The sequence below is a fragment of the Hyphomonas sp. J20-32 genome (assembly GCF_055808555.1).
On sequence record NZ_CM147873.1, the window covers coordinates 1,898,583 to 1,922,814 of the forward strand.

The window sequence follows — 24,232 nt, forward strand, 5'->3', positions numbered from 1 at the left end:
CCTGATGCCTTACGATGCGCCCCTTGATGAAATGGCATTCACGCTCGACGCCGTTGCAGGGCTGAAGCGGCTTGAAGGGCTTGCCGGGCTGGAAGCCTATGACCCCGACCTGGTCGCGCCGATCCTCGACGAAGCCGCAAAACTGGCGCGCGATGTGCTGGCCCCGCTGAACCAGAGTGGGGATTCGCAGGGCGCTGTGCTGACGGAAGACGGTGTGAAAGCCGCACCGGGCTTTGCTGCCGCCTATGCCGCCTTCCGCGATGGCGGCTGGATGGGGCTGACCGCGCCCGAGGAGTGGGGCGGGCAGGGCTTGCCCAAGGTGCTGTCGCTGGCGGTAATGGAAATGTTCCACGCCGCCAACATGGCGTTCGGCCTCTGTCCCTTGTTGAGCTTTGGCGCCATTGAGGCCCTGCTGGCGCATGGTTCGGACGAGCTGAAGGCGGCTTACCTGCCTAGCCTCGTATCGGGAACATGGACCGGCACGATGAACCTGACGGAGCCGCAGGCAGGTAGCGATGTCGGCGCGCTGAAATCGAAAGCCGTGCCGAATGACGATGGCAGCTATGCGATCAGCGGCCAGAAAATCTACATCACCTGGGGCGACCACGACGTCGCCGAGAATATCGTGCACCTCGTCCTGGCGCGCCTGCCGGATGCGCCCGCCGGGTCACGCGGCGTGTCCCTGTTCCTCGTGCCGAAATTCCTGCCGAACGCCGATGGCAGCCTCGGCGCGCGCAATGGTGCGACATGTATCGGCCTCGAAAAGAAGATGGGCATTCATGCGTCGCCGACCTGCGTGATGGAGTATGACGGGGCGACGGGCTGGCTGATCGGCGAAGCCAACAAGGGTCTCGCCTGCATGTTCACGATGATGAACGCAGCGCGCCTGAATGTCGGCCTTCAGGGCGTTGCGGTGGGAGAGGCGGCCTACCAGACGGCATTCGCCTATGCGCAGGAGCGCAAACAGGGCAAGGTCGAAGGCGTCGAGGGGCCGGCACCCATCCTGCACCATGCCGATGTGCGCCGTACACTGACCACGATGCGGGCGCGCGTCGCGGCGGCTCGCTCCATCTGTTATGCCTGCGCTGTTGCGGCTGACTTGGCTGAAGCCTCGCCGGATGCGGATGTGCGGGCCGCAGCGAAGCTGCGCGAAGACCTGCTGACGCCGATTGCCAAGGCCTGGTCGTCTGACATGGGCGTCGAGGTGGCCAGCATGGGCGTGCAGGTGCATGGCGGCATGGGCTTCATGAACGAGACGCTCGCGGCCCAGCTCTATCGCGACTCGCGTATTGCCCCGATCTATGAAGGCACCAACGGCATCCAGGCCATTGACCTGGTCGGTCGCAAGCTGAGCGGCACCAATGGCGAGTCCATGCGGGTCATGTTGGGCGAGATCGAAGCCAGTGCGGCAGCGGCGCGAGCAACCAATGATCCGCAACTGGTGCAGATCGCGGACCGCCTGAGAGCGGCGGCAGAGGCCTTGCGCGAGGCCAGCGACTGGATGCTGGCGCAGATGAAAAGCCGCGAACAGGACAAGGCACTGGCGGGCGCAACCGCCTATCTCGCCCTGGCTGGAGACGTCATCGGTGGGCACTTCCTGACCCGCGCGGCGGTCGCGGCACGCAGCAGCGACGGCGCCGCACGGGCGCGTCGACTGGCGCTGGCGGGATTCTTTGCCGAGACCGCGCTGGCATCCGCGCCGGGCCGCGTGGCCGGCATCACTGAAGGCGGCAGCCGGTTCCTTGAGAATTCCGAGGCCCTGTTCGGGGTCTGATCGTGGCGTATCAGCCGGGCAGTTTCGGCAGGGCGAGCAGGCAGAGCAGCGATCCGCACGACACGGCTGCCGCGATGCCGGCGAGCGGTGCAATCCCCAGTGTCACGAAGGGCGCAGCCACGGCGGTGCCGATCGCGGTGGTGGACAGTATGGCCACAAGCACCAGCGCCGCGCCACGCGCGTCGTCGCCATTGGCGGCGACGATGGCCCGGTAAAAGCCCGGCGGACCTCGCAGGCCCAGTCCGAGGTTCACCGGCGCGAACAGGATGGCGAGCGCCAGCGGATAGGTTCCGCCGATCAGGCCATAGGCGGCCAGCGCCAACAGGCCAGATGCCGACAGGCAGGTTCCGAACAGGATCATGCGTTCCGCGCCGAACCGGTCGGCGAGCCGCCCGGCGAGATTGGACCCGATGATGAACAGGGCAATGCCAGTGACCTGCATGATGATGAAATCGTTGAGGGTGCCGCCCAGCCCCTTGGTGATCATGGCCGGTGCGCCGAACACGAAGATCAACAGGCCGCCAAGCGTGAACGCCTGGCTGAGCGCGTATCGCAGGAAGACCGGGCTGGTCGCGAGACGAAGATATCCTCCGGCACCCCGCGTCGGATCGGGGGCGGGCAGGCGATGGCGCAGCAGGGCGACGAGCGCGGCCACCCCGAGGCTGAGCGCGCCGATCAGGATGAAGGAACTCTTCCAGCCGAACGCGACCAGCAGCCAGACACCGATCACGGGCGCAAGTGCGGGCACGAGGGATTCCACGCTGCCCATCAGGCCGATGGCGCGCACGGCGCGGGCTTCGCTGAACATGGCGCGGATCATGCCGGGCGCGAACACGGCGGCGGCCGAACCTGTCAGGCCCTGGCCGAAGCGCAGGCCGACAAGGATCGGCAGAGACGGCGCAAGGATGCAGGCCAGCGAGATCAAGGCATAGGCAACGAAGGACACGACCAGCAGGCTTCGCTGGTCGAAACGCGCACCGAGTTCGCCATACAGGACAAGGCCGATACAGCCGCCCGCGACGAAGGCGGCAAGGACTAGCTGTGCCATGGCCTGGCTGCCGCCCAGCGCGTCAGGCAGGTCCGGAATGGCGGGCAGGACAAGGTCGGTTCCGGCAATGCCCAGCGTCGTGCCGATGATCAGCAATGCAAAGGCCAGCGCAGGAGTCGACAGGGGAGCGGGCGGCGTTGTCATGGACGCGGGCTTATGAATGAAGCCGCCCGGCGTGTCGACCATCAGTTGCGACGGGCAGGGCGCAACTGTAAGAGGTGACCAAACCGCCACAGGAGGCATCATTCGGCCATGGCGTGGACCAAGACCTATAGCGGCGCTGAGCCGATGCGCGTCAACAAGTGGCTGGCGACCGAGGGCGTCTGCTCGCGTCGCGAAGCCGATGCGCTGATCGAGAAGGGGCTCGTCAAGATCAATGGCGCGGTGCTGACCGAGGCCGGCTACAAGATCGAGGACGGCCAGACCCTGACCTTGACCGAAAAAGCGGCGCGGCGGCTCGATAACCAGTTGTCGCTGATGTTCCACAAGCCTGTCGGGATCGTTTCTGGCACGCCGGAGGCAGGAGAAATTCCCGCCGTGCGCCTTATCACTGAGCAAAGCCTGTCAGGCCGGGCCCATGCCATTCCGGGACGCAACAACCGGCTCGCGCCGCTTGGCCGGCTCGACAAGGATTCGCGCGGGCTTCTCATCCTGTCGGAAGACGGTGTTCTGGCGAAGGCCCTGATCGGGCCGGAAAGCAAGCTGGAAAAGGAATACCACGTCAAGGTGCGCGGCGATGTCACCGAAGAGAAGGTCAAGCGACTACGCCATGGGCTGGAGCTCGACGGGCGCCAGCTGCGCCCGGCCAGCGTGACCGTGATCAAGGGTAATGAGCTGAAATTCATCCTGCGTGAGGGTCGCAACCGCCAGATCCGCCGGATGTGCGACCTGGTCGACCTGCGCGTGATCGACCTGATGCGCACCCGTATCGGGCCGCTGGAACTGGCGGGGCTGCCGGAAGGCAAGTGGCGTCCGGTCAGCGGGCGCGAGCGCGACGAGCTGTTGCGCTGGGAAGCGCAGGGTTTCTCGGCCGAACCGGCAGCGCCGGTCGTGGTTGAGCGCAAACGCCCCCTGCCACCGGGCAAGCGTCCGACAGGCCCCGGCAAGAAGCCGATGGGAAAGCCGCGCGGTGACGGCCCGCCTGCCAAGCAGAAGCCAGCCGAACCGAAATTCAAGCGGACCAAGCTGGCGCCCCGCAAGCGCACACCGATCAAATGAAGGATCTCGTCATCGTGATGGGCGTGGCCGGCAGCGGCAAGACCACGATCGCATCGCGGCTGGCAAGCGTCTCCGGCTGGCCATGCGTTGAGGCCGACGATCATCACCCTCCCGCGAACCGGACCCGGATGGCGTCCGGCGTGCCCTTGCAGGATTCCGACCGGGCAGGCTGGGTGGCCAGCCTGTCGCAGCACATCGCCGGACGACCCGAACAGCGGGTCGTGCTGGCCTGTTCGGCGCTGACCCCGTTTGTCCAGGAGAGCCTGTCCCGGGACAGCGGGCGAGCCTGCCATTTCGTCTGGCTTGATGTTCCCGAACCGGACCTCAGGCAGCGGATCGCGGCCCGGACCGGCCATTTCATGCCCGTCAGCCTGTTGCAAAGCCAGCTGCAGGCCCTCCATGTCCCGGCTGGCGCCCTGCAGGTGGATGCGACCCGGCCGGTCGAAGATGTCGTTGAAAGCATATCGAAAGCCCTGCCTCCGCCTGACCCGGCGTGATGGCTCGACGCCTGTCCGCGCTGGCATATGCTGGGCCATGGACGGATTTCAAACCAAAACCCCGAAACGCCCCAGGCTCGACTATCCGCACGGCGACTCTCGGCCTGGGCTGGGCGAGACGATTCAGGTTGCACCGGGGATCGAGTGGGTCAGCATGCCGCTGCCCTTTTCGCTCAAGTTCATCAATCTCTGGCTGATCGATGATGGCGATAGCTGGACCATCGTGGACACCGGCCTGCCCCTGCCGGAAACGCGGTCGGCCTGGAAAAGCCTGATCGAGGCCCGGATCACGCCCGAAAAGCCGCTGAAGCGCGTGATGGTTACGCATATGCACCCCGATCATGTCGGCTGCGCGGGATGGCTGTGCCACAAGTATGGCGCCAACCTCTGGATGAGCCGGTTGGAATATATCACCTGCCGGATGCTGGTGTCCGACACGGGACGCGAAGCGCCGAAAGCCGGGATAGATTTCTATCGCCGTGCCGGCTGGAACGATGCCCAGATCGACAATTACAAGGAACGTTTCGGCGGGTTCGGGCGTGGCGTCAGCCAGATGCCGGACGCCTTTCGCCGCCTGGCCGACGGCGACACGTTCGAGATGGCAGGCGAGACCTGGGAAGTCATCACCGGAAACGGCCATTCGCCGGAACATTCCTGCCTCTTCTGCCCGGCGCTGAACCTGCTGATTTCGGGCGACCAGCTATTGCCGCGCATTTCGTCGAACGTGTCGGTCCATCCCACCGAGCCGGATGCCGATCCGCTGCACGACTGGATCACCAGTTGCGAGAAGCTGCTGGAGCGCCTGCCGGAAGACGTGCTGGTCCTGCCAGCGCATAATGAGCCGTTTCGCGGTGCGCATGCCCGGCTGCGCCACCTGATCGACGGCCACGAGACAGGGCTGTCGCGTCTGAAAGGGCGCATGCAAAAGGGCCCCCTGACCGTGATGGACACGTTCACAAGCCTGTTCGGGCGGGCCATCCAGCCGGATGAAGTCGGCATGGCCACCGGTGAGGCCATCGCTCACCTCAATTGCATGATCCACCGGGGCGAAGTGACGGCAATTGCCGGTGATGATGGCGTTTCGCGCTATTATCTGGCCTGATCCCGGTTGCTGGAACACAAGTCGATTCGGGCCTTTTGCAGTGGCCGGTCAGATTACGCCTTCGCATCCGAAGCCGGTTTCGTCTAAGAAGTCGGCTGGCAGCAGATAGATCAGGTGACTCCGCGATGGCACGAGATGGCGACAAGGCCGATTCAAATCACGAGGATGAAGACCTGACCTTCGCCGACAAGGTGAAGCGCGAACTACATGAATGGGGCGTGACACTTGCTGTCTTCGTTCCGGTCTTCCTGCTGTTTTCGGGCCTGCTGTACGAACAGCGAGTCATTCCGTCCGAGAGCATGGTGCCGACGCTTCAGGTCAGCGACCGTGTGGCTGTGGCCAAGTTTGCCTATGGCTATGACCGTTATTCGCTGCCGTTCAGCCTGGGCCGTTTCCTGCCAATCCCGGCGGGGCGTATCTTTGCGAGCGACCCGAAACGCGGCGATGTCGTCGTGTTCGAACACCCGCATACGGCGCGCGTGATGATCAAGCGGGTGATCGGCCTGCCCGGCGATCACATCCAGATGATCGGCGAAACCGTCTACGTCAATGACGAGCCGCTCGAAAGCGAGTTCATCCGGTCTGTCCGTTACCTGCCGCACGGTCGCAGCCGCCCGGTCACCGCCTATGAGTGGCGCGAAAGCGACGGGGACAGGAACTGGCTGACGAACCGGCAGGAGAAAGGCGACGCGGGCGACAATACGGTCCTGTTCATCGTGCCGGCAGGGCACATTTTCCTGATGGGCGACAATCGCGACAATTCGCTGGACAGCCGGTTCCTGTCCGGCCACTGCCCACCCGTGGATGGCGTGGTTGACCGCGTCGGCTGCCCGCTCAGCGTCAGGGCGACGGAGGCTTCTGTCGGTTTCGTGCCGATGGACCACCTCGTCGGACGGGCCGAGACAGTGATCATGTCGCTGTATCGCTGCAAACTGGAAGATGACGAACCCTGCAAGAAACGGGTCTGGCGCGGCCTCTAGGTCATATTACTCGACAGGATGCGGTGCAGGCGGGTGATTGGAGCCTTGCCGCAAGCGGCCAACACCGCTAGTGCCAGTCTTCAGACTGGGCTCGCGGGGCCCTGTGCATGCTTGAAGACAGGCTTTATCGCGATGCCAGGAACGACATCGACAGGAACCCGGCGCGGCCCGATCGTGGTGTCTCGGCATGGCAGGCCGCAGCTCGACCGGACTGCCGGCCCGCGTCTCGGATGGCGTGAATACAAGGACTGGTGGGACCGCTACGAAGAGAGCCCGCTCCGTGACGACCAGGTTGCGCCTGACACGCTGAAGTCACTTGTGGCGGATGCGACGCTTGTTTTCGCTTCGGCGCGGATCCGGGCGCAGGAAACAGCCGCCCGTGCGGCGCCGCACATGGATGCGATCCATGATCCGGTGTTCAACGAAGCGCCGCTGCCGCCGCCACGGATTGCCGGCGTGAGATACCTGCCCAAGACGTGGAACATTCTCGCCCGCGCGGCCTGGCTCAGCGGCCACTCGCTGGATGGCGAAAGTGTTTCGGAGGCGCGTGTGCGTGCGGCGCTGGCAGCGCAGAAACTGCACGCTGCGTCGGAAGAGCAGAAAGTCTACCTCGCCGCGCACGGCTGGTTCAATCGGATGCTGCGCCCGGAGATCAAGAAGCTTGGCTGGAAATGCGTCTATGATGGTGGCGACAGTTACTGGAGCCATCGCATCTACGAATACCGGGACAAGTAGTCGTTTCAGAGGTTGTGGACGCCAAGCGCGCGCTCTAGAGTCGCCGCGAATAAACACGGGCGATAAAGAATGGCTGATGCAAAAGAAAAACCGGTCGACAAGATGAGCTTCGAAGAAGCGCTCGCCGAGCTGGAAGGCATCGTCAAACAGCTTGAGGCCGGTGAGGTCGAACTGGAAAAGTCCATTGCGATCTATGAGCGCGGCGCTGCCCTGAAGGCGCGTTGCGAGTCGCGGTTGAAATCCGCAGAACTCAAGGTCGAGCAGATCGTCCAGGGGGCCGGAGGCGTCACGACCGAGCCTGCGAGTTTTGAATAGGGTCATTGGCCATATGAGGGACGACGCCGAATTCGAGCTGCGCCTGAAGGAGGTTGCCGACAAGGTCACCGTCGCGCTCGACCAGCTGATCCCGCCAGCCAGCGGCCCGGAAGCCGATCTCATGCGTGCGATGCGCCACGCCGCGCTTGCCAATGGCAAACGCATGCGGCCTTTCTTCCTGCTGGAAACGGGCGCCATGTTCGATGCGCCGGAAAAGAGCCTTTTGCGCACTGCAGCGGCGCTCGAATGCGTGCATACCTATTCCCTGGTCCACGATGACCTGCCGTGCATGGATGATGACGATTTCCGGCGCGGCCAGCCAACTGTCCACAAGGCATTCAACGAGTCGACGGCCGTCCTGGCGGGCGACGCGCTGCTGACGCTGGCCTTCAAGATACTGGCCTCCAGCGAGACGCATGACGACGCGACGGTGCGGGCGATGCTGATCGAGCGGCTTGCAGATGCGGCCGGCGCGCGCGGCATGGTTGGCGGCCAGATGATCGACATGCTGGAATCCGACAGCCCCCGCGACCTGAACACGATCACGCGGATGCAGCGTCTGAAGACTGGCGCGCTGATTTCTTACGCAACCGAAGCGGCAGGCATTATCGGTGGTGCCCGCGAACCGGAACGCAATGCATTGGCCGGGTTCTCGAATGACCTTGGCCTGGCCTACCAGATTGCCGACGACCTGCTGGATGCAACCGGCAACGAAAACGAGGTCGGCAAGCCATTGCGGACCGATGAAGTCGCCGGAAAAGCGAATTTTGTGACCCTATTGGGGGTCGATGGCGCGCGCCAGCGTGTGCGGCTTCTCGCCGCTCAAGCGAAGGAACACCTCGCTATATTTCGGGATCGCGCTGATATTTTACTGCAATCGGTTGATTTTGTATTGGATAGAACCCGTTAAACAGGTCGAGTCATAATATAACCCCAAACGAGCTGTCTCTGGGCAGCCAGAGATCATTCAAGGGTCCAAGGATAGATGACCGAACATAGCCCGAACCGGCTCCTCGATGCGATCAATTCGCCCGACGACCTGAAAGGGCGGTCGCGTGCAGAATTGAAACAGATTGCGCAGGAAGTGCGCGAAGAAGTCATTGATGTCGTGTCTGTTACCGGCGGGCATCTCGGCTCCGGCCTCGGCGTGGTTGAGTTGACCGTGGCGATCCATGCCGTGTTTGACGCGCCTGCGGACAAGCTGATCCTTGATGTCGGCCACCAATGCTATCCGCACAAGATACTCACCGGTCGCCGCGACCAGATGCGCACGCTTCGCCAAGGCGGCGGCCTGTCCGGCTTCACCAAGCGTGACGAGAGCGAATACGACCCGTTCGGCGCGGCGCACGCCTCCACCTCCATTTCGGCCGGCTTCGGCTTTGCCAAGGCACGCGACCTCCAGGGCAAGAACAACAATGTCATTTGCGTCATCGGCGATGGCGCGATGACCGCAGGCATGGCCTATGAGGCGATGAACAATGCCGGCGCCGACAAGTCGCGCCTGATCGTCATCCTCAACGACAATGACATGTCGATTGCGCCGCCAGTCGGCGCGATGAGCAATTACCTGTCCAAACTCGTGTCGTCGCGGCCGTATCGCGGCCTGCGCCGGATCGCCAAGAAAGTCGTCAGCCCCATTGGCCTGGAATCGCCAGCGCGGCGCGCCGAGGAATACCTTCGCGGTTTCGCCATGGGCGGTACCCTGTTCGAGGAACTGGGCTTCTACTATGTCGGCCCGATTGACGGCCACGACCTCGATACGCTGATCCCGATCCTCGAGAACGTGAAAGCGATGCGCGAAGGCCCGATCCTGATCCATGCGGTGACGCAGAAGGGCAAGGGATACACCCACGCGGAAAACTCCGCCGACAAGTATCACGGCGTGTCGAAGTTCTCGGTCATTACCGGCGAGCAGGCCAAGGCCAAGCCCAAGGCCCCGGCTTACCAGAAGGTCTTTGGGCAGACGCTCGTGAAGCTTGCCGAGACCGACGACAAGATTTGCGCGATCACCGCCGCCATGCCGTCAGGTACGAGTACGGACCTGTTCGAAAAGGCTTTCCCGGAACGCAGCTTCGATGTCGGCATTGCCGAGCAGCACGCGGTGACCTTCGCGGCCGGCCTTGCTGCCGATGGCATGCGCCCGTTCGCGGCGATCTATTCCACTTTCCTCCAGCGCGGCTACGACCAGGTTGTGCATGACGTGGCGATCCAGCGCCTGCCAGTTCGCTTCGCGATTGACCGCGCCGGCCTTGTTGGCGCCGATGGCCCGACCCATGCCGGCAGTTTCGACATCGGTTTCCTCGGCGCCTTGCCGGGCATGGTCTGCATGGCCGCCGCCGACGAATTCGAACTCGCGCGCATGGTGGTGACCGCCGCCCAGATCGACGATGGCCCCAGCGCTTTCCGCTATCCGCGCGGCGAGGGCACGGGCGTCGACATTCCGGACGTGTTGCAGCCGCTTGAAATCGGCAAGGGCCGCATCCTGCGCGAAGGAACAGCGATTGCGCTCCTGTCCTATGGCACGCGCCTGCAGGAAGCGATGAAGGCGGCCGATATGCTCACCGCACAAGGCCTGTCCGTAACCGTTGCCGATGCCCGCTTTGCCAAGCCGCTTGATGCTGACCTTGTCGAACGGCTCGCCCGGAACCACGAAGTGCTGATCACGCTGGAAGAAGGCGCGACCGGCGGCTTCGGCAGTTTCGTGCTGGAGCATCTTGCCAAGGCGGGGGGGCTCGACCGGGGCCTCCGCATCCGCCCGATGACGCTGCCGGACGTGTTCCAGAACCAGGATACGCCGCAGGCCATGTACGAAGAGGCCTGCCTCACGGCCCGGCACATTGCGGCGCGGGCAATCGAGGCCCTCGGGCGCGGTGACATTGCCGAGATCGACCGGCTCGCCCGCGCATGACTGAATTGCAATTTGTTCGGCGGCACTCGCCGGGAGTAGTGTCTGTCGCATGACGTCCAGAATGAATCCTGTATGCGCGCTTATCCTCGCCGCATTGCTCGCTGCCTGCGCGACTGCGCCTGCGGGCATGGGACCAGCCTTTGACGAGGCCATGTCCCACGCGAGGGCCGATACCAATCCCTATGCGGCTGATGCCACCTTGTCCGAACTGTTGTCGAACGCGCGCCTGTCAGACGACCAGCGGGCGCGGGTGCTGTATGCGCGCGGCAGCCTGCGCCGCCAGGCGGGCGATGACCGCCGCGGGGCCGTCAGGGATTTTGAGGCCATGCTCGAGTTGGCGCCCGACCATCCGCTCGCGCCAAACGCCAGGGAGGAACTGGCATTTGCCCGGAAAGACGTTGAAACCATCGAGGCAGGGCTTCAGCGCATGCTGAACCTGACGCAATGGTTCGACAGCATGTGGGTCCTGGGTGAACGTGAGGCGGCCGTGGCACGCTATCGCGAATCTGGCCTCAGCCCGAACGAGCCCGAAATCGTCAAGCTGGAAGCGGCTGGATATTTGTGCCGGGAAGAGGGTGGCAAGCCACCGGTCTACACGCTGGGCGACATGCGGCCCGACCTCGAATCCCTCTACTGGTGCGCCGGTCCGGGGGCCTGAATACCGGATCGGCCGGAGGAAACACACTTTCTCCACAAATCCGCCCTGTCAGCGCACTTCTTGTCCGGCTAGTGAAGGTCATTGCGTGCCTAAATCACATTCCTGATGGAGCTTAACAGATGATCCGTACTTCTCTCTTCGCCGCCGCTTCCGCGCTCATGCTGGCGGCCTGCGCTTCGGCGCCTGATGCCGGCAAGGTGCCCGGGGGCAGCGACACGACTGTTGCCTCGGCTGTCCCGGAATCGGCTTTTGAGCTGGCAATGCAGACGGTTGAAGGGCTCGTTGAGGCCGGCAATACCCAAGCCGCGACGGACCGCCTGACCCAGCTGCTTGGCAGCCCGGCTTTGAGCAAGGACGAGTATGCCGAGACATTGTTCCGGCGCGGCGAGCTCCGCTTTGGCCCGGGTGGCTACGACGCGCTGGGCGCAGTCGAGGACTTCCAGGAGGTTGTCGATTCCTATGGTGATACGGCATGGTACACGGCAGCGATGCCGATGCTCGATTCGGCCCGCGGCAAAGTGACAACGCTGGAAACCCAGCTGGGCCAGCCCGAAACAAGCAAGCTCCAGAAATTCAATTTCCTCATGGAACTTGGCATGCACCAGGATGCCATCGACCTGATGCTCGCGAACGACCTGACACCTGACAATGAAGCGCTGATCGCGATGTATGACATCGGCTATCTGTGCGAGGGCGACGAACTGACAGGCCGCGCCTATGACGCTGTGGAACGCGACGGCACCGCGCGCTCGCTGCGATTCTGCGATTTTGGAAAATAGGCGTTCTGCGACAACCTGCCTCAAAATGCCCCGTTGCTTCGGCTCCGGGGCATTTTTTTGCCCTGAAATGCACCTTTCCGCACAAAGGGCACTTTTATCCCCCGAACGGGCGTGGTTTCTGTGAATCAGATCAAAAAACACCGGAGGATACTGAATGCCCGCAGATACTGCCGCACCGACTTGGCCTGTCATCTCCATTGCCGAAGCCAATGCTGCCCTTGCAGGCCCCGGTTCGCCGCTGGAACTGGCGGATGCTGAAATCAACGGTGTGAAGCTGAAAATCTACGCCAACGCGCCGCCGACTATTCGGTCGATTCTTGAAATGGCCGCCGCGACCTGGCCTGACCGTGATTATCTGGTCTACGCAGACGAGCGCGTGACATTCAGGGCCACGATGCTGGCCGTCCAGCACTTCGCAGCCGTTCTGCGAGACAGGTTCGGCGTCAAGAAGGGCGACCGGGTCGCCGTCATCATGCGCAACTATCCGCAATGGCCGATCGCATTTTTTGCGGCAGCAAGCCTTGGCGCCATCGCGACTCCGATGAACTCATGGTGGACGGGCGACGAACTTGAATACGGCCTGTCATTCGCCGGGGTGAAAGTGGCTGTCGTGGACGGACAGATCTACGAGCGCACGCGCGACCACCTCAAGAACCTGCCCGAACTTGAACACGTGGTCATCGCCCGCAACAGGGGCGAGGACCATGTCGATCCGCGCGTGTCGAACCTCGAGGAATTCATCGGGGTTTCCGACAACTGGAGCAAGCTGGAAGACATCGGCCTTCCTGATGTCGATCTTCAGCCAGAGGATGATGCGACGATTATGTTCACGTCCGGTACGACGGGAAAGCCCAAGGGCGCGCTCGCAACCAACCGGGCCGTCGTGTCGAACATGTTCAACTCCTCGACGTGCCAGGCCCGCATGTTGCTGCGCCGCGGCGAGGCGATTCCGGAGCCTGATCCGAACGAGCAACGCGCGACGCTGCTGGCCATTCCTTTCTTCCATGCAACAGGCGCTTTCGCGATCCTGATCCCGTCGCTGCTGAAAGGCGACAAGATCGTCTCGATGTACAAGTGGGACGCTGGCGAGGCGCTGCCGATCATCGAACGCGAGAAGATCACGGCCGTCGGCGGCGTGCCGGCAATTGCCTGGCAGCTGCTCGAACATCCTGACCGGGATAAATACGACCTGTCGTCGATCCAGGCGATTTCCTATGGCGGAGCGCCGTCGGCGCCGGAACTGGTCTCAACAATCAAGAAGCGCTTCCCTGAAGCGGCGCCCGGCAATGGCTGGGGCATGACGGAGACTTGCGCCACAGCCACGCTGAACATTGGCGAGGACTACGTGAACCGCCCGTCGTCTGCCGGGGCTCCTCCAGGGGCTGTTGAGCTGAAAGTCTGTGATCCCGATGGCAATGCATTGCCGCAGGGCGAGGTCGGCGAACTCTGGTGCAAGGGGCCGATGAACTGCAAGCGCTACTGGAACCGACCCGATGCCACGGCCGAGACATTCCGCAATGGATGGGTCGTGACCGGCGACCTCGCGCGGATCGACGAGGAAGGATTCCTGTTCCTGGTCGACCGGGCGAAGGACATGCTCATCCGCGGCGGCGAGAACATCTACTGTATCGAGGTCGAGAGCGCGCTCTACGACCATCCGGCAGTGATGGATGCGGCCGTTGTCGGCATTCCGCACAAGGTGCTGGGTGAGGAAGTTGGTGCCGTCGTCCAGTTGAAGCCCGGCAAGACCGTGTCCGAGGACGAGCTACGCGTGCACGTCGCGAACCAGCTGGCCATCTTCAAGGTGCCGGTCCAAATCCTGTTCCAGGACGATCCGCTGCCGCGCAATGCCAATGGCAAGATCCTGAAGCCGGAATTGCGGGCCCGGTTCACGGAACGCGTATGAGCGATACGCCCGCCAGACCGGTCACGCTGGAAGCCCGCGGGACCGGCGAGGACGGGCGGCGCTATTCGCCTTCGGTCGCGCGCAACCGCGAACCGATACGGGACACGTTCGCACAGCATGTCGGTTGTGAGGGCCGCGTGCTCGAGATCGCGTCCGGCACAGGCGAGCACGGCGCTTTCCTGACGGGCTCCTTTCCCGGTCTCGACTGGACTTATTCCGATATCGATCCGGCCGGCCTGGAAAGCCAGCGCGCGTGGATCCGGTCAGCCGGGCATGACCGCCTGCACGGGCCGCTGGTCCTCGACGCGAGCCTGCCTGGCTGGGGCGAGGCGGAAGCGGTCCGGCCATGGCATGCGGTCGTGTCGATGAACATGGTTCACATAGCGCCCTTCGCGGTGGCCGAAGGCCTCTTCGCGGGCGCGGGGCGGTTGCTGGACGCGGGGGGCAAGTTGTTCCTGTATGGGCCGTTCGCCCGCAATGGGGTCATCGCGCCCTCGAATGCGGCTTTCCGCGAAAACCTGCAGCGCCGGAACCCGCAATGGGGCGTGCGCGACCTCGATCGCGAACTGTTGCCGCTCGCATCCCGGGCGGGCCTCGTGCTGCGCAATGTCACCGAGATGCCTGCCAACAATCTCGCGGTTGTCTTCGAGCGGACGTGACACAAAAGTTGCGGTAGACTTTTCCGCGTGGGCGTTCGAAATACGGGCCATGAAACAGATCACGAGCCTCATCTTCGTGGCGCTGCTGGCGGCCTGCCAGACGGCGCCTGTGGATCAGCCTGTCGCCGACAGCCCGGTCCAGGTGCCACAAGCTGACACCGTCACTGATGCGCCCGATCCGATACCGGGTCAGCAATGGTTGTACGGGTCTGCCGAAGCCAGCGTGACGATGCGCCAGGCGTGGGCCAGCATAGCGGCTTTCGTCGAGGCGACGGCTGCACGCGCACCAACGCATGGCGTTGTGCTCGCCCCTGGCAGCTCACCCGCAGAGCCTGCCTTCCTCGCCTGCGAAGGCAAGCCGCTGGCCGCCGTGTTCGACGCTGACGAGACCCTGATCTGGAACCTCGGTTCGATGGGCTATTTTACGCGCAACGGCATCGGCTTTGACCCGGCGATTTGGGATCAGTGGGAGAAGACCGGAGCCGGCAAGGCCGTACCGGTTCCGGGTGCACTTGCGGGGCTTGATCGCATTCGTGCGGCGGGTGTGGCGGTGATCGTGAACACGAACCGCGCGGCTGAGAATGCCGCCGGGACGGAGGACACGCTGCGTTCTGCCGGTATCGGCGACTTCACCCACGGCACAACGCTGTTCCTGCGCGGAGACGCGCCGGACGGGTCCGGCAAGGATGGCCGCCGCGCGATGATCTCGGATAATTATTGCGTGATCGCGCTCGTGGGCGACCAGCTCGGGGACATTGCCGATCCGTTCAATGACAAAGCGCTCGGCGTGGCAGGGCGCAGGGCCCTGACCGATGCGCCCGCTGTGGCCAGACTGTGGGGCAATGGCTGGTTCGTACTGCCGAACCCGGTCTATGGTCCATCAATCCGGGGTGGCTTCGACGACGTGTTTCCGCCCGCAACGCAATGGGAACCGCCTGCCGAAACGCCGGCAATCCACTAGGCCTGGTTTTCACCGCCGAACTGTTCGGTCCACGTCGCCACTTGCTCGTCCTCGATCTTCTGGAACAGCACGTCAGGCGGCGTAATCGCCAGGCCGGGCGGCAGGGCGTTCAGCACGGCTTCCGGGCTGCGGAAGTTGAAGTTCCAGTGTTCCTGCGGAATGCCCAGCGCATCGAGAATCTTCGCGCCGGTTTCCGGAATTATCGGCAGGCACAGGATGCCGAACAGCGCCGCCAGGTTCAGGCCCGTGCGCACGCCGACAGCCGCCGCATCCACGTCCGACTTGTACTTCACCCACGGCTCGGCCTTGGTCAGGTATTCATTGCCCGCTGCCCAGATCGCCCGCGTTTCAGCAGCCGCCTTGCGGAACTCCATGGCCTCGTAATGCTCGATCAGGCGCGGCAGGCGCTCGGTGAGTTCTGCCACCATCCACGCCTCGGCCTCGCCCGGCTCGCCGCCATCCGGCACCTGTCCGTCAAACTTGCTGGCCGCATACTTGGTAATGCGGTTGACGAAATTGCCGAGCACGTTGGCAAGGTCTGAATTGACCGCCGCCTGGAAGCCTTCCCATGTAAAGGCCGCGTCGGACCCTTCGGGCGAGTTGGCGATCAGGTACCAGCGCCAGTAATCGGCCGGCAGCAGGTCCAGCGCCTGGTCCATGAACACGCCGCGCTTGTTGCTGGTCGAGAACTTGCCGCCATACCAGGTGACCCAGTTGAACGCCTTCAGCTTGTCGACCGTCTTCCAGGGCTCGCCGCTGCCCAGCAACGTTACCGGGAAGCTCACCGTGTGGAAGGCGACATTGTCCTTGCCCATGAACTGGACATATTCGGTCTCGTCCGCGCCCTTGTCGGTACGCCAGAGGGTTTCCCAGTCGCCGCCGGTGGCCGCGGCCCATTCCTGCGTCGCCGCGATATAGCCGATCGGCGCGTCGAACCAGACATAGAACACCTTGTCCTCGTAGCCGGGCCGGACCGTGCCATCTTCGCCGATCACCTTCACGCCCCATGACAGGTCGCGGGTAATCGCGCGGGCAATCAGGCCCTCGTCCAGCCACTTGTTGGCGATGGAGACGGCCAGGCTCGGCCAGTTGGCGCCCTTCCGGTTCACCCAGGCGCGGATTTCGTCCTGCGACTTCTCCTGCAGCAGGTAGAGATGGTTGGTATCGCGGATCTCGATATTCCTGCTGCCCGAAACCGACGAATAGGGATCGATCAGGTCGACCGGGTCGAGCAGGCGCCCGCAACTGTCGCACTGGTCGCCGCGCGCCTTCTCGAAACCGCAATGCGGGCAGGTGCCTTCAACATACCTGTCCGGCAGGAAGCGGCCGTCATCGACCGAATAGACCTGTTTCGAGGTGCGTTCCTCGATCAGGCCGCGTGCCTCCAGAACCTGCGCGAAATGCTGTGTCAGGGCATGGTTGGCCGGCCGCGACGAGCGCCCGAACCAGTCGAAGGACAGGTTGAAGCCTTCGCCCGCCTTGCGCTGGATGGCGTATTGCTCGTCGCAATACTGCTGGACCGGGATTTGCTGGGCCTGCGCCGCCAGTTCCGCCGGCGTGCCATGCTCATCTGTGGCACAGATATAGGTCACGTCGTGGCCCAGCAGGCGCATTGTCCGCGCATACACGTCCGCCGGCAGCATCGAGCCGGCCAGGTTTCCGAGGTGCTTGATGCCGTTGATGTAAGGCAGGGCGGACGTGATCAGGATGCGCCGGGGTCGCGTCATGGGCGTGTTTTCTTTCCGGTTAGGGCGTTTTCGGGCAATATTCAGGTCGGCTGCCCGCTGGAACGGGACTTTTAGCGCGATGAGCCGGAAAAGAAAGAAACTTGGGAGGAATTAACATGCCAAGACTCAGTGGAGTGAACCTGCTGGGCGTGCTGCTGGCCGCCATCGTCATGTTCTTTGTCGGATTCGTCTTCTATGGAATGCTGTTTTCAGGCCATTGGATGGCCGCGCGCGGCTATACGGCGGACATGGCGGCAGATGCCAATCCGACCTGGATGGCTGGCGGTTTCCTGATCGAACTGGTGCTGGCCTTCGGGCTGGGCTGGGTCCTGAAACTCAAGGGCGCCAAGGGCCTTGCCGCCTGCGTATCGACAGCCCTGATGCTGGCCGTGGTCGTGGCCCTGCCGATACTGGCCTATGATTTTGTCTACGGGTTCTATCATTACCTGCCGGGCCTGATGGTCGACTGGGGCCATGTCCTCGTATCGTTCGGCCTTGCAGGCGCGGTCCTGTCCTTCTTCGACTAGGCATCCCGCGCAAAGAAAAGCCCCGGGCGGCCATAGGGACCATCCGGGGCAGTGCGGCGGATCTAAGGGGAGCGGTGACTTCCCTCAGGTCCCGCCAAGGGGAACTTGAATTACAGGCCGTAACCCGGTTCGGCCGTCAGGATGACGTCAACGCGGCGGGCCAGCGGGGCCTTTGTGCTCATCGCCAAGGCGGCGTCGACTTTTGGGCTGATGTCCGTGTGGACTGCCGGGGCCCGGACGCCGCGGGCGCTGAAGGCTTCGAGCACGGCGGTTGCGCGCGCTTCGGACAGGGCGGCGAAGCCTTCATCGGAATGGGCCTCTTCCGACACGACGTCGGCCTTGATTTCGGTGACGGCGCAGCCGGCAAGCCGGTCGCTGGCCGCGTTCACGGCGCGCATCGAGTAGGCCGACAGCATGCTTTCGTAAGCCGGGAAGTAGACTGACACGGTCACGTCTTCACAGGCCTTTTCATGGCTTATCTGGGCAGGGACCGCCGGTGGGGCAGGCGGCACCTGGGCAAGGGCCGGGGCCTGCATCACAGCCGCGACAGTCAGGCCGGCAAGGGCGATCATCGAGCGTTTCATGGCGAATTCCTTCTTGCGTATAGCGTTCTTGAGACTGAACCTACGCATGAATTGGGGCCGAATGGTGCAGGCGGCGTGGCGAATGGGGCGGTTGCAAGGTGATTGCGAGAATTCGTGTCCGGACGCCCCGAACAGCCTGAACATGAAAACTCAGGCAGGCTGCAGCCCTGCCATTGTTTCTCCATGTTGCGGTGCAACATATCCGTCATGGACAACCGGGCGATCTATACCAGCCTCAAGACGGGCAAGCGCATCTACCTGAGGCCGATCCGGCCGCAGGACGGGCTGCGCATACGTGAAAGCATTGCCAACCTGTCGGACGAGTCGCGCTATTTCCGGTTCTTCTCGGGCATGAAAAAAGTGCCCGCCCCGGTCCTGGAGCGCCTGCTGGCGGTTGATGGCGTTCACCATCTCGCCTGGGGCGCGCTCGACCTTGCCGAACACGACCTGCCGGCCATCGGGGTTGTCCGCGTGATTCGCGACCCGAAAACCGGCATCGCGGAACTGGCGATTGCGACGCTGGATGCGTTTCACAATACGGGCCTGGCGCGAATCCTGATGGCGACCATGGCATCTGACTGCCTGGCGGCGGGCATCCGCACACTTGAGGCCAATGTGCTCTCGGAGAACAAGAAGGCGCGCAGCCTGTTCAGCGCCCTTGGCGGCACCTGCACGCAACGAGACGGGGCCTTCATGAGGTTCAGCTTCGATGTCGCCCGAATGGACCGGTTGCTCAGGTCCATGCAGGGGCTGGACGGCGTCAGCGACGTGTTCGCCGCGTTCGGCCGGTTTGGCGCGTACCAGCCAAGGCTGGCTGGCTGAAACATCACTGGAAACCGCACTTGCGCCCCGGCGCCGATCGAAGTAGTGACACCCCTCCAGCCGCCGGTTTAGCTCAGCTGGTAGAGCATCTGATTTGTAATCAGAGGGTCGGGAGTTCGAAGTCTCTCAACCGGCACCACTGGAAACAGGGACTTATGGGCAAGCGGGGCGAGTGTCCCGTCGCTACTCGGCGCTTTCTTCTTGCGGATCATACGACGTGCCCTGCGCTTCCAGCCCGGCGAAGAGGTTGGCTTGCGTGCGCTCGATGTCGGGTGTCGCGGCATCCTCCAGCAGCCGCTTCAGGTCGCTACCGTCCAGCACGGTGCCCTGCCGGATCACAGCGTGCGGCTGGCGCGTACACGCAATGTCGCTCAACGGGTCGCACGCGTAGAGAACTAGGTCCGCAACGCAGCCCACAGACAGGCAGCCCCGGTCGGGCTCTTTCAGGACAAGGGCAGGAGTGTAGGTCGCAGTCCTCAGGGCATCGAATGGGCTGAGGCCGGCCTGAACCAACAGCTCCAATTCCTCGATCAGGGACAGGCCGGGTATGTTGGTGAAAATTCCGGCATCGCTGCCGGCGACCAGAAGCACGCCCTCCTCGTCGAATATTTTCGCTACCCGCCCGTAGAATTCATCGTCGCGGCCAAGCGGCTCCGGTGCGGCCGCCAGCCATCGCTGGTGGCTCGGCACCTCGGTCTCCTGCTCGAAAGGGTTGAGCCATTCGGTTCCCGGCCGCCGGAGAACACTGTCTCCCTCCAGCGCGACCCGGTAGAGATTGTGGTGGGCAAGGAGTGTCGGCGTGACCGGCACACCGGCCGACGCGACACGGCCGGCCAGCGCCCTCGCCTCGGTCTCGTCACGGTTCGCGCGCAGGCCGTGCCAGACGATCGACTCCACATGTTCGATCGTCTCGAACCCGTCATCGAGAACATCGTCAAAGGCAATGTCGAATGGCCGCTGCAGGGGGATTCCGGCATGGCGATACCCTTCGGGCGTGTGCCCGGTAATCGTCATGCCAAGAGTGGCCGCCTCGCTCAGGATGGCGTCATAGGCATCGGGCGTGAGGTTTGAATAGACCTTGAGGCGCCTGAAACCCGTTTCGTATTGCCACCTTACGGCGCGGCGCGCAGATTCCGCATCCTCCACGATCTGGTGGTTGATCTGCCGGTTCGGGCCGTCGCTATTGAGGATGGGGCCGGTGGTCAGCAGCCGCGGCCCGGCGATGTCCCCGCTTGCGATCCGCGCGGCCAGGTCCAGGTGAAACGGCATGCCGGACATGTTCCGCACAGTGGTCACCCCATGTGCGAGATAGGCGCCAAGTTCGGCTTCATCCCAAACATGCACGTGCATGTCATTTAGCCCGGGAACGAGCGTCAGGCCCCGTCCGTCAATCACGGTGTCGGCCCGCAACGCCTGTTCGCCGTTTCCGGAATAGGCAATCTTTCCGCCATCGATCAGGACGCGCGCATTCTCGACAATGACGGGCGTCTCGTTTGAAAAGCTGATCGTTCTGACACCCTCGATGAGGACGCTGCCGGATAGCGCCTGCGTGTCTTCGGCCGGCGCCGCTGCATGATCGGTCGTACAGGCTGAAACGGCCAGGCTCACCGCACACACAAGGCCCGCCAGATTGATATGCTGTCCCGCCATGTCCAAATCCTTCCCCCCAGGTGCCGACTCGAATCCCATTAAAAACCAGTTTCGCGGAGAATCCAGCAGGGAAGGGACAAGCCTCGCTCTGCTCTCCATCCGGCCGCGCCTCTCTCCGCCTCCTTGTCCAACCCTAATCCGGCCTGCGCTATACTGCCCGCATGACCGGCAGCAGCGATCTCATCTCCCATGGCCTGCGCGAAGCCAGCCTTGCGCTGACCAGCATCATCGGCATGACCAACATTCACCTGAAACCGCTGACATTGCCGCGCAGCCTCCTGCGGCGCGCGTCGGGGCGGCTGAAGCAGCTGGAAGTGATCGTACGGCGCCTGCTGACCCTGATGGCGCTGGCGCTGGAACTGGCCCCGGTACGCCCGCGCCTCACCCCTGCCACCCCCGTGCCACTCCCCGAGGGCACCGAAATCGCCACCTTCCCGGCCCCGCGCCGCTTTGCCCTGTCGGGCCGGGTACAGCCCGCCGTCGGTCCCGAAGCGTTCGGGCTGTTTCCGGACAGTGTCCGTACATACGGCCCGGTCCCCGCCGCGCCTTTCCTCGCGCGCGTTTCGGCCCTCTACAAGGTGCTGGAAGCGCCGGACCTCTACGCCAAACGCCTCGCGCGCAGCCTCGCCCGGCAGCAGGAACGCGGCGACCCGAAGCCCGTCGCTTTGCCCATGGCATCGGCCTGGCGCCTCCGCCCCGAACTCGGGGCCGTCGCCACGGCCCTGCCGGGCCTGCTCAACGCCGCGCTGGAAAAGTGGGACAATTCAAGCTGAGTCCGACTGGCTTGTCAGACAGGTTGGCCGGGCACCGGGAGGTGTTTCCGGGCGCAGGCGCTTTACGTGACCGGGGCTTCGGTCAGGTAGTCGTCGAGGAAGTCCTGGTGCGACGGCATCCGGGCAACGGCATTGGCGATATTCGTGCTCAGGCCTTTCAGCGCCGTCTGCATCTGCTCACGGCTCATCAGGCGGCCAAGATGGTGGCGCCCCTGTGGCTGCAAGCGCTGGCCCATCATCACCTGCAGCCAGGAATCGACCTGGAAGAGTTCGGCCTTTTCCTGGTAGGCCAGGCCGGTATCGCGGAAGAGCTCGATCCGGTTGCGCAGGGAGTCCGGAATGTCCATCGCCGCCCGGTCGCGCCAGAAGGCGCTGTCTGTGCGCTCGGTCAGCTTGTAGTGCAGAACGATGAAATCCCGGATCCGTTCCAGCTCCACCCGCGCCATGTCATTGAATCGCGTCGAAAGGGCCTCGCTGGCGCCATGGAAGGGAAACATCTGTACAAGGCGCATGGCATAGATCTGGATCAAGTGGATCGAGGTCGATTCCAGCGGCTCGACAAAGCCGCTCGACAGGCCGATCGACAGGCAGTTCTTCACCCAGACCTTGTCGCGCCGCCCGGTACGATAGCGGATCAGGCGCGGCTCGATCAGCGGCTTGCCCTCGATCTCGGCCATCAGGCGCGCATGCGCCGCGTCATCCGACAGGTTGGCGCTGCAATAGACAAGCCCGTTGCCCACGCGGTGCTGCAGCGGAATGCGCCAGCGCCAGCCGGCATCATGCGCCACGGCGCGGGTATAGGGCAGGGCCGGGCCGGTCGCCTCGGTCTGCACCGCCAGCGCGCGGTCGGTCGGCAGCCAGTGGGTCCAGTCCTCGAAGCCGGTCTTCAGCGCCTTGTCGATCAGCAGCGCACGGAAGCCGGTGCAATCGACGAACAGGTCGCCCTCAATCCGCTCGCCATTCTGCAGGACAAGCGCGGTGATATCGCCGCTTTCGCTGTCTTGCTCGACCGTTTCGATCAGGCCTTCGACACGCTTGGCGCCGAAGGATTCCGCGAACTGGCGCAGGAAGCCCGCATAGAGGCTGGCATCGAGATGATAGGCATAGTTGATTCGAGATTTTTCCGATGTCGCAAACTTTCCGGCCTCCGCCGCCTTCAGCTCGAAACAATAGTCACCCAGTTCGCCGGCCAGTCCCATCTCACGGGCCTGCAGCCAGATATGGTGGAAATCGGCCATCCAGGTCGGTTTCCCGACCACGCCGAAAGAGTGGATATAATTGTCGCCGATCCCGCCCCAGTTCTCGAACCCGATACCCAGCTTGAATGTCGCCTTGGTCGCGCGCATGAAGGCCCGCTCGTCGATCCCGAGCAGGTGGTGGAAGGTCCGATGGGTCGGGATCGTTGCCTCTCCCACGCCGACCGTACCGATCTCGTCGGACTCCACGAGCGTGATATCCAGCAACGGGCCAAGCTGGCGGGAAAGCGCCGCAGCAACAATCCATCCGGCTGTGCCGCCGCCCGCGATAACGACTTTCCTGACTGTCTGACCGTCCAATATCGTCTCCTTTTCCGCGTGTCAGCGATTGAGGCGCTGCAGCAGTTTTGCGCGCAGCCGCCTGGCGCGGGTCTCGTCCATCGGGGCAAGGTCGCCCCGGGCATGGTCTGGCAAATGGGCGCCCGCCTGGTCGGCAGGGCCGAAAACATAATAGTCGAACAGGGCCTTCCAGGCGCGCTTTTCCTGGTCCGGCCGGTCGCGCAGGCTGAGCAGGCCGTGGAGCAGGGTATTCTGGGGCGTATCGATATAGGCGGGCGATGTGTTCCACCAATAATTCACGAGCGTATTGAAATCGCTCAACGCCTCGACATGGTGCCACCAGAGTGCCGGATAGAAGAGCGCATCGCCCGGCTCCAGCTCAGCGACTTGCGCTGCGTCCAGCGCGTCGCGGAAGCGCGGGTGGCGTTCGAAATCCGGGGTCTGGAAATCGACCATGCTGACAACCTGCCCGCCCGGCGTCGGCTCGAGCGGGCCGGGATAGAGATTGGCCACCTGCTCCGGCGGGAAGAGCGTGAAACGCCGCTGCCCGACAAGGCAGCAGGCAATATTGTTCGACATGTCGTAATGCGCGGTCGCGGTCGTACGATTGCCGATCCAGACGCTGACGATCGGCGGATTGCGCTCGAACATCGGGTCGTTCAGGACGAGGTCGTTCTCGGCGCGAAAGCCGGGCAGGTAGAGGTCGGCATCGGTCGAGCCGATATAGAAGGACGGCGCATCAATTTTGCCGAGGTGCTCACGGATCCGGTCCAGATAGTCGCCGAGCTGGACCCGGCCGCGCTCGAAGTTCAGGCCGGACACATCCTCATTATAGAAATATCGGCCTTTGATGTCGGGCGGGCAAGTATACCCGACGACCGGGCGGCCCAGGTAGAAAGACAGGAGGTGCTCCATGGCCGCCTCCGGCGACTCGCGGCCCTTGCGCGCAAGTGGCCAGTCCTTCGCTACGCCTTTCAGGATCGTCGGCGTCTCGTCCCGGATAAGATCGGCATAGGGGATCGCATCCGGTGCGATCCCTTCGATGATCCTGGTCTTGCGCTTTACTTCGACCAT

At 63.6% G+C, this 24,232-nt stretch carries 23 protein-coding genes and 1 tRNA gene; 18 read left to right on the plus strand and 6 right to left on the minus strand.

Annotated elements, in window-relative coordinates; genetic code table 11:
• Positions 1–4 precede the first annotated feature (4 nt).
• A complete protein-coding gene (locus tag AC0L7I_RS09440; RefSeq protein ID WP_473396186.1) occupies positions 5–1,774 on the plus strand; it encodes an acyl-CoA dehydrogenase in 1,770 nt (589 codons plus the stop codon).
• A gap of 10 nt (positions 1,775–1,784) precedes the next feature.
• On the opposite strand, the gene AC0L7I_RS09445 is transcribed toward AC0L7I_RS09440, so the two are convergent.
• Positions 1,785–2,966 carry an MFS transporter gene (locus AC0L7I_RS09445; protein ID WP_473396187.1) on the minus strand — a complete coding sequence of 394 codons (1,182 nt, stop codon included), beginning with the start codon at positions 2,964–2,966 and terminating at the stop codon, positions 1,785–1,787.
• Between the two features lie 108 nt (positions 2,967–3,074).
• Here AC0L7I_RS09445 and AC0L7I_RS09450 point away from each other — a divergent pair, with 108 nt between their 5' ends.
• The 13 genes from AC0L7I_RS09450 (at position 3,075) to AC0L7I_RS09510 (ending at position 15,540) form a co-directional block, all read left to right on the plus strand.
• Positions 3,075–4,040: a pseudouridine synthase gene (locus AC0L7I_RS09450; RefSeq protein WP_473396188.1), complete on the plus strand. Its 966-nt coding sequence runs from the start codon at positions 3,075–3,077 to the stop codon at positions 4,038–4,040.
• Complete coding sequence (locus AC0L7I_RS09455) at positions 4,037–4,537, plus strand: gluconokinase (protein ID WP_473396189.1); 501 nt, start codon at positions 4,037–4,039, stop codon at positions 4,535–4,537. Before AC0L7I_RS09450 ends, AC0L7I_RS09455 begins: the two co-directional genes overlap by 4 nt.
• Positions 4,538–4,574: 37 nt before the next feature.
• A complete protein-coding gene (locus AC0L7I_RS09460; RefSeq protein WP_473396190.1) occupies positions 4,575–5,639 on the plus strand; it encodes an MBL fold metallo-hydrolase in 1,065 nt (354 codons plus the stop codon).
• Positions 5,640–5,764: 125 nt separating this feature from the next.
• Entirely contained in the window at positions 5,765–6,619 is an 855-nt protein-coding gene (lepB, locus tag AC0L7I_RS09465; protein ID WP_473396191.1) for a signal peptidase I, read from the plus strand.
• A 132-nt stretch (positions 6,620–6,751) separates the two neighbouring features.
• Positions 6,752–7,354 carry a histidine phosphatase family protein gene (locus AC0L7I_RS09470; RefSeq protein WP_473396192.1) on the plus strand — a complete coding sequence of 201 codons (603 nt, stop codon included), beginning with the start codon at positions 6,752–6,754 and terminating at the stop codon, positions 7,352–7,354.
• A gap of 69 nt (positions 7,355–7,423) precedes the next feature.
• Positions 7,424–7,669 carry an exodeoxyribonuclease VII small subunit gene (locus AC0L7I_RS09475; protein WP_473396193.1) on the plus strand — a complete coding sequence of 82 codons (246 nt, stop codon included), beginning with the start codon at positions 7,424–7,426 and terminating at the stop codon, positions 7,667–7,669.
• 13 nt (positions 7,670–7,682) lie between these two features.
• A complete protein-coding gene (locus AC0L7I_RS09480; protein ID WP_473396194.1) occupies positions 7,683–8,579 on the plus strand; it encodes a polyprenyl synthetase family protein in 897 nt (298 codons plus the stop codon).
• 75 nt (positions 8,580–8,654) lie between these two features.
• On the plus strand, positions 8,655–10,577 hold the full coding sequence (dxs, locus tag AC0L7I_RS09485; protein WP_473396195.1) for a 1-deoxy-D-xylulose-5-phosphate synthase: 1,923 nt from the start codon (positions 8,655–8,657) through the stop codon (positions 10,575–10,577).
• A gap of 61 nt (positions 10,578–10,638) precedes the next feature.
• Positions 10,639–11,235 carry a hypothetical protein gene (locus AC0L7I_RS09490; RefSeq protein ID WP_473396196.1) on the plus strand — a complete coding sequence of 199 codons (597 nt, stop codon included), beginning with the start codon at positions 10,639–10,641 and terminating at the stop codon, positions 11,233–11,235.
• 119 nt (positions 11,236–11,354) lie between these two features.
• Positions 11,355–12,014, plus strand: a complete 660-nt coding sequence (locus tag AC0L7I_RS09495) for a hypothetical protein (protein ID WP_473396197.1) — start codon at positions 11,355–11,357, stop codon at positions 12,012–12,014.
• 154 nt (positions 12,015–12,168) lie between these two features.
• Positions 12,169–13,920: a class I adenylate-forming enzyme family protein gene (locus AC0L7I_RS09500; protein WP_473396198.1), complete on the plus strand. Its 1,752-nt coding sequence runs from the start codon at positions 12,169–12,171 to the stop codon at positions 13,918–13,920.
• Positions 13,917–14,579, plus strand: a complete 663-nt coding sequence (locus tag AC0L7I_RS09505; RefSeq protein ID WP_473396199.1) for a DUF938 domain-containing protein — start codon at positions 13,917–13,919, stop codon at positions 14,577–14,579. The genes AC0L7I_RS09500 and AC0L7I_RS09505 overlap by 4 nt, the downstream gene beginning before the upstream one ends.
• A 49-nt stretch (positions 14,580–14,628) precedes the next feature.
• Positions 14,629–15,540, plus strand: a complete 912-nt coding sequence (locus AC0L7I_RS09510) for a 5'-nucleotidase, lipoprotein e(P4) family (RefSeq protein WP_473396200.1) — start codon at positions 14,629–14,631, stop codon at positions 15,538–15,540.
• Here AC0L7I_RS09510 and metG read toward each other — a convergent pair.
• Positions 15,537–17,267: a methionine--tRNA ligase gene (gene metG / locus AC0L7I_RS09515; RefSeq protein ID WP_473396201.1), complete on the minus strand. Its 1,731-nt coding sequence runs from the start codon at positions 17,265–17,267 to the stop codon at positions 15,537–15,539. The genes AC0L7I_RS09510 and metG overlap by 4 nt on opposite strands.
• A gap of 116 nt (positions 17,268–17,383) precedes the next feature.
• Here metG and AC0L7I_RS09520 point away from each other — a divergent pair, with 116 nt between their 5' ends.
• The gene (locus AC0L7I_RS09520; RefSeq protein WP_473396202.1) at positions 17,384–17,794 is read left to right on the plus strand and encodes a DUF1761 domain-containing protein; all 411 of its coding nucleotides are present in this window, start codon (positions 17,384–17,386) and stop codon (positions 17,792–17,794) included.
• Between the two features lie 110 nt (positions 17,795–17,904).
• Here AC0L7I_RS09520 and AC0L7I_RS09525 read toward each other — a convergent pair whose 3' ends face one another.
• The gene (locus tag AC0L7I_RS09525) at positions 17,905–18,378 is read right to left on the minus strand and encodes an OmpA family protein (RefSeq protein WP_473396203.1); all 474 of its coding nucleotides are present in this window, start codon (positions 18,376–18,378) and stop codon (positions 17,905–17,907) included.
• A gap of 207 nt (positions 18,379–18,585) precedes the next feature.
• Here AC0L7I_RS09525 and AC0L7I_RS09530 point away from each other — a divergent pair, with 207 nt between their 5' ends.
• Together AC0L7I_RS09530 and AC0L7I_RS09535 are read left to right on the plus strand one after the other, a co-directional pair.
• Positions 18,586–19,200 carry a GNAT family N-acetyltransferase gene (locus AC0L7I_RS09530; RefSeq protein WP_473396204.1) on the plus strand — a complete coding sequence of 205 codons (615 nt, stop codon included), beginning with the start codon at positions 18,586–18,588 and terminating at the stop codon, positions 19,198–19,200.
• 62 nt (positions 19,201–19,262) lie between these two features.
• Positions 19,263–19,339, plus strand: a tRNA-Thr gene (locus tag AC0L7I_RS09535).
• Between the two features lie 44 nt (positions 19,340–19,383).
• Here the strand turns inward: AC0L7I_RS09535 and AC0L7I_RS09540 are convergent.
• Positions 19,384–20,850: an amidohydrolase family protein gene (locus AC0L7I_RS09540; RefSeq protein WP_473396205.1), complete on the minus strand. Its 1,467-nt coding sequence runs from the start codon at positions 20,848–20,850 to the stop codon at positions 19,384–19,386.
• A 161-nt stretch (positions 20,851–21,011) separates the two neighbouring features.
• Here AC0L7I_RS09540 and AC0L7I_RS09545 point away from each other — a divergent pair, with 161 nt between their 5' ends.
• Positions 21,012–21,623: a hypothetical protein gene (locus AC0L7I_RS09545; RefSeq protein WP_473396206.1), complete on the plus strand. Its 612-nt coding sequence runs from the start codon at positions 21,012–21,014 to the stop codon at positions 21,621–21,623.
• A gap of 62 nt (positions 21,624–21,685) precedes the next feature.
• On the opposite strand, the gene AC0L7I_RS09550 is transcribed toward AC0L7I_RS09545, so the two are convergent.
• Together AC0L7I_RS09550 and AC0L7I_RS09555 are read right to left on the minus strand one after the other, a co-directional pair.
• The gene (locus AC0L7I_RS09550) at positions 21,686–23,179 is read right to left on the minus strand and encodes a tryptophan halogenase family protein (protein ID WP_473396207.1); all 1,494 of its coding nucleotides are present in this window, start codon (positions 23,177–23,179) and stop codon (positions 21,686–21,688) included.
• Between the two features lie 21 nt (positions 23,180–23,200).
• Entirely contained in the window at positions 23,201–24,232 is a 1,032-nt protein-coding gene (locus tag AC0L7I_RS09555; RefSeq protein WP_473396208.1) for a cupin-like domain-containing protein, read from the minus strand.

Bases quoted from the DNA above. Each gene is read 5' to 3' on its own strand.
- AC0L7I_RS09445 (WP_473396187.1), bottom strand. From the start codon at position 2,966: ATGACAACGCCGCCCGCTCCCCTGTCGACTCCTGCGCTGGCCTTTGCA.
- AC0L7I_RS09475 (WP_473396193.1), top strand. From the start codon at position 7,424: ATGGCTGATGCAAAAGAAAAACCGGTCGACAAGATGAGCTTCGAAGAA.
- AC0L7I_RS09520 (WP_473396202.1), top strand. From the start codon at position 17,384: ATGCCAAGACTCAGTGGAGTGAACCTGCTGGGCGTGCTGCTGGCCGCC.
- AC0L7I_RS09505 (WP_473396199.1), top strand. From the start codon at position 13,917: ATGAGCGATACGCCCGCCAGACCGGTCACGCTGGAAGCCCGCGGGACC.
- AC0L7I_RS09525 (WP_473396203.1), bottom strand. From the start codon at position 18,378: ATGAAACGCTCGATGATCGCCCTTGCCGGCCTGACTGTCGCGGCTGTG.
- AC0L7I_RS09470 (WP_473396192.1), top strand. From the start codon at position 6,752: ATGCCAGGAACGACATCGACAGGAACCCGGCGCGGCCCGATCGTGGTG.
- AC0L7I_RS09545 (WP_473396206.1), top strand. From the start codon at position 21,012: ATGACCGGCAGCAGCGATCTCATCTCCCATGGCCTGCGCGAAGCCAGC.
- AC0L7I_RS09455 (WP_473396189.1), top strand. From the start codon at position 4,037: ATGAAGGATCTCGTCATCGTGATGGGCGTGGCCGGCAGCGGCAAGACC.
- AC0L7I_RS09555 (WP_473396208.1), bottom strand. From the start codon at position 24,232: ATGGTCGAAGTAAAGCGCAAGACCAGGATCATCGAAGGGATCGCACCG.
- AC0L7I_RS09510 (WP_473396200.1), top strand. From the start codon at position 14,629: ATGAAACAGATCACGAGCCTCATCTTCGTGGCGCTGCTGGCGGCCTGC.
- AC0L7I_RS09495 (WP_473396197.1), top strand. From the start codon at position 11,355: ATGATCCGTACTTCTCTCTTCGCCGCCGCTTCCGCGCTCATGCTGGCG.
- metG (WP_473396201.1), bottom strand. From the start codon at position 17,267: ATGACGCGACCCCGGCGCATCCTGATCACGTCCGCCCTGCCTTACATC.
- AC0L7I_RS09440 (WP_473396186.1), top strand. From the start codon at position 5: ATGCCTTACGATGCGCCCCTTGATGAAATGGCATTCACGCTCGACGCC.
- AC0L7I_RS09480 (WP_473396194.1), top strand. From the start codon at position 7,683: ATGAGGGACGACGCCGAATTCGAGCTGCGCCTGAAGGAGGTTGCCGAC.
- AC0L7I_RS09460 (WP_473396190.1), top strand. From the start codon at position 4,575: ATGGACGGATTTCAAACCAAAACCCCGAAACGCCCCAGGCTCGACTAT.
- AC0L7I_RS09490 (WP_473396196.1), top strand. From the start codon at position 10,639: ATGAATCCTGTATGCGCGCTTATCCTCGCCGCATTGCTCGCTGCCTGC.
- dxs (WP_473396195.1), top strand. From the start codon at position 8,655: ATGACCGAACATAGCCCGAACCGGCTCCTCGATGCGATCAATTCGCCC.
- AC0L7I_RS09500 (WP_473396198.1), top strand. From the start codon at position 12,169: ATGCCCGCAGATACTGCCGCACCGACTTGGCCTGTCATCTCCATTGCC.
- AC0L7I_RS09530 (WP_473396204.1), top strand. From the start codon at position 18,586: ATGGACAACCGGGCGATCTATACCAGCCTCAAGACGGGCAAGCGCATC.
- lepB (WP_473396191.1), top strand. From the start codon at position 5,765: ATGGCACGAGATGGCGACAAGGCCGATTCAAATCACGAGGATGAAGAC.
- AC0L7I_RS09540 (WP_473396205.1), bottom strand. From the start codon at position 20,850: ATGGCGGGACAGCATATCAATCTGGCGGGCCTTGTGTGTGCGGTGAGC.
- AC0L7I_RS09450 (WP_473396188.1), top strand. From the start codon at position 3,075: ATGGCGTGGACCAAGACCTATAGCGGCGCTGAGCCGATGCGCGTCAAC.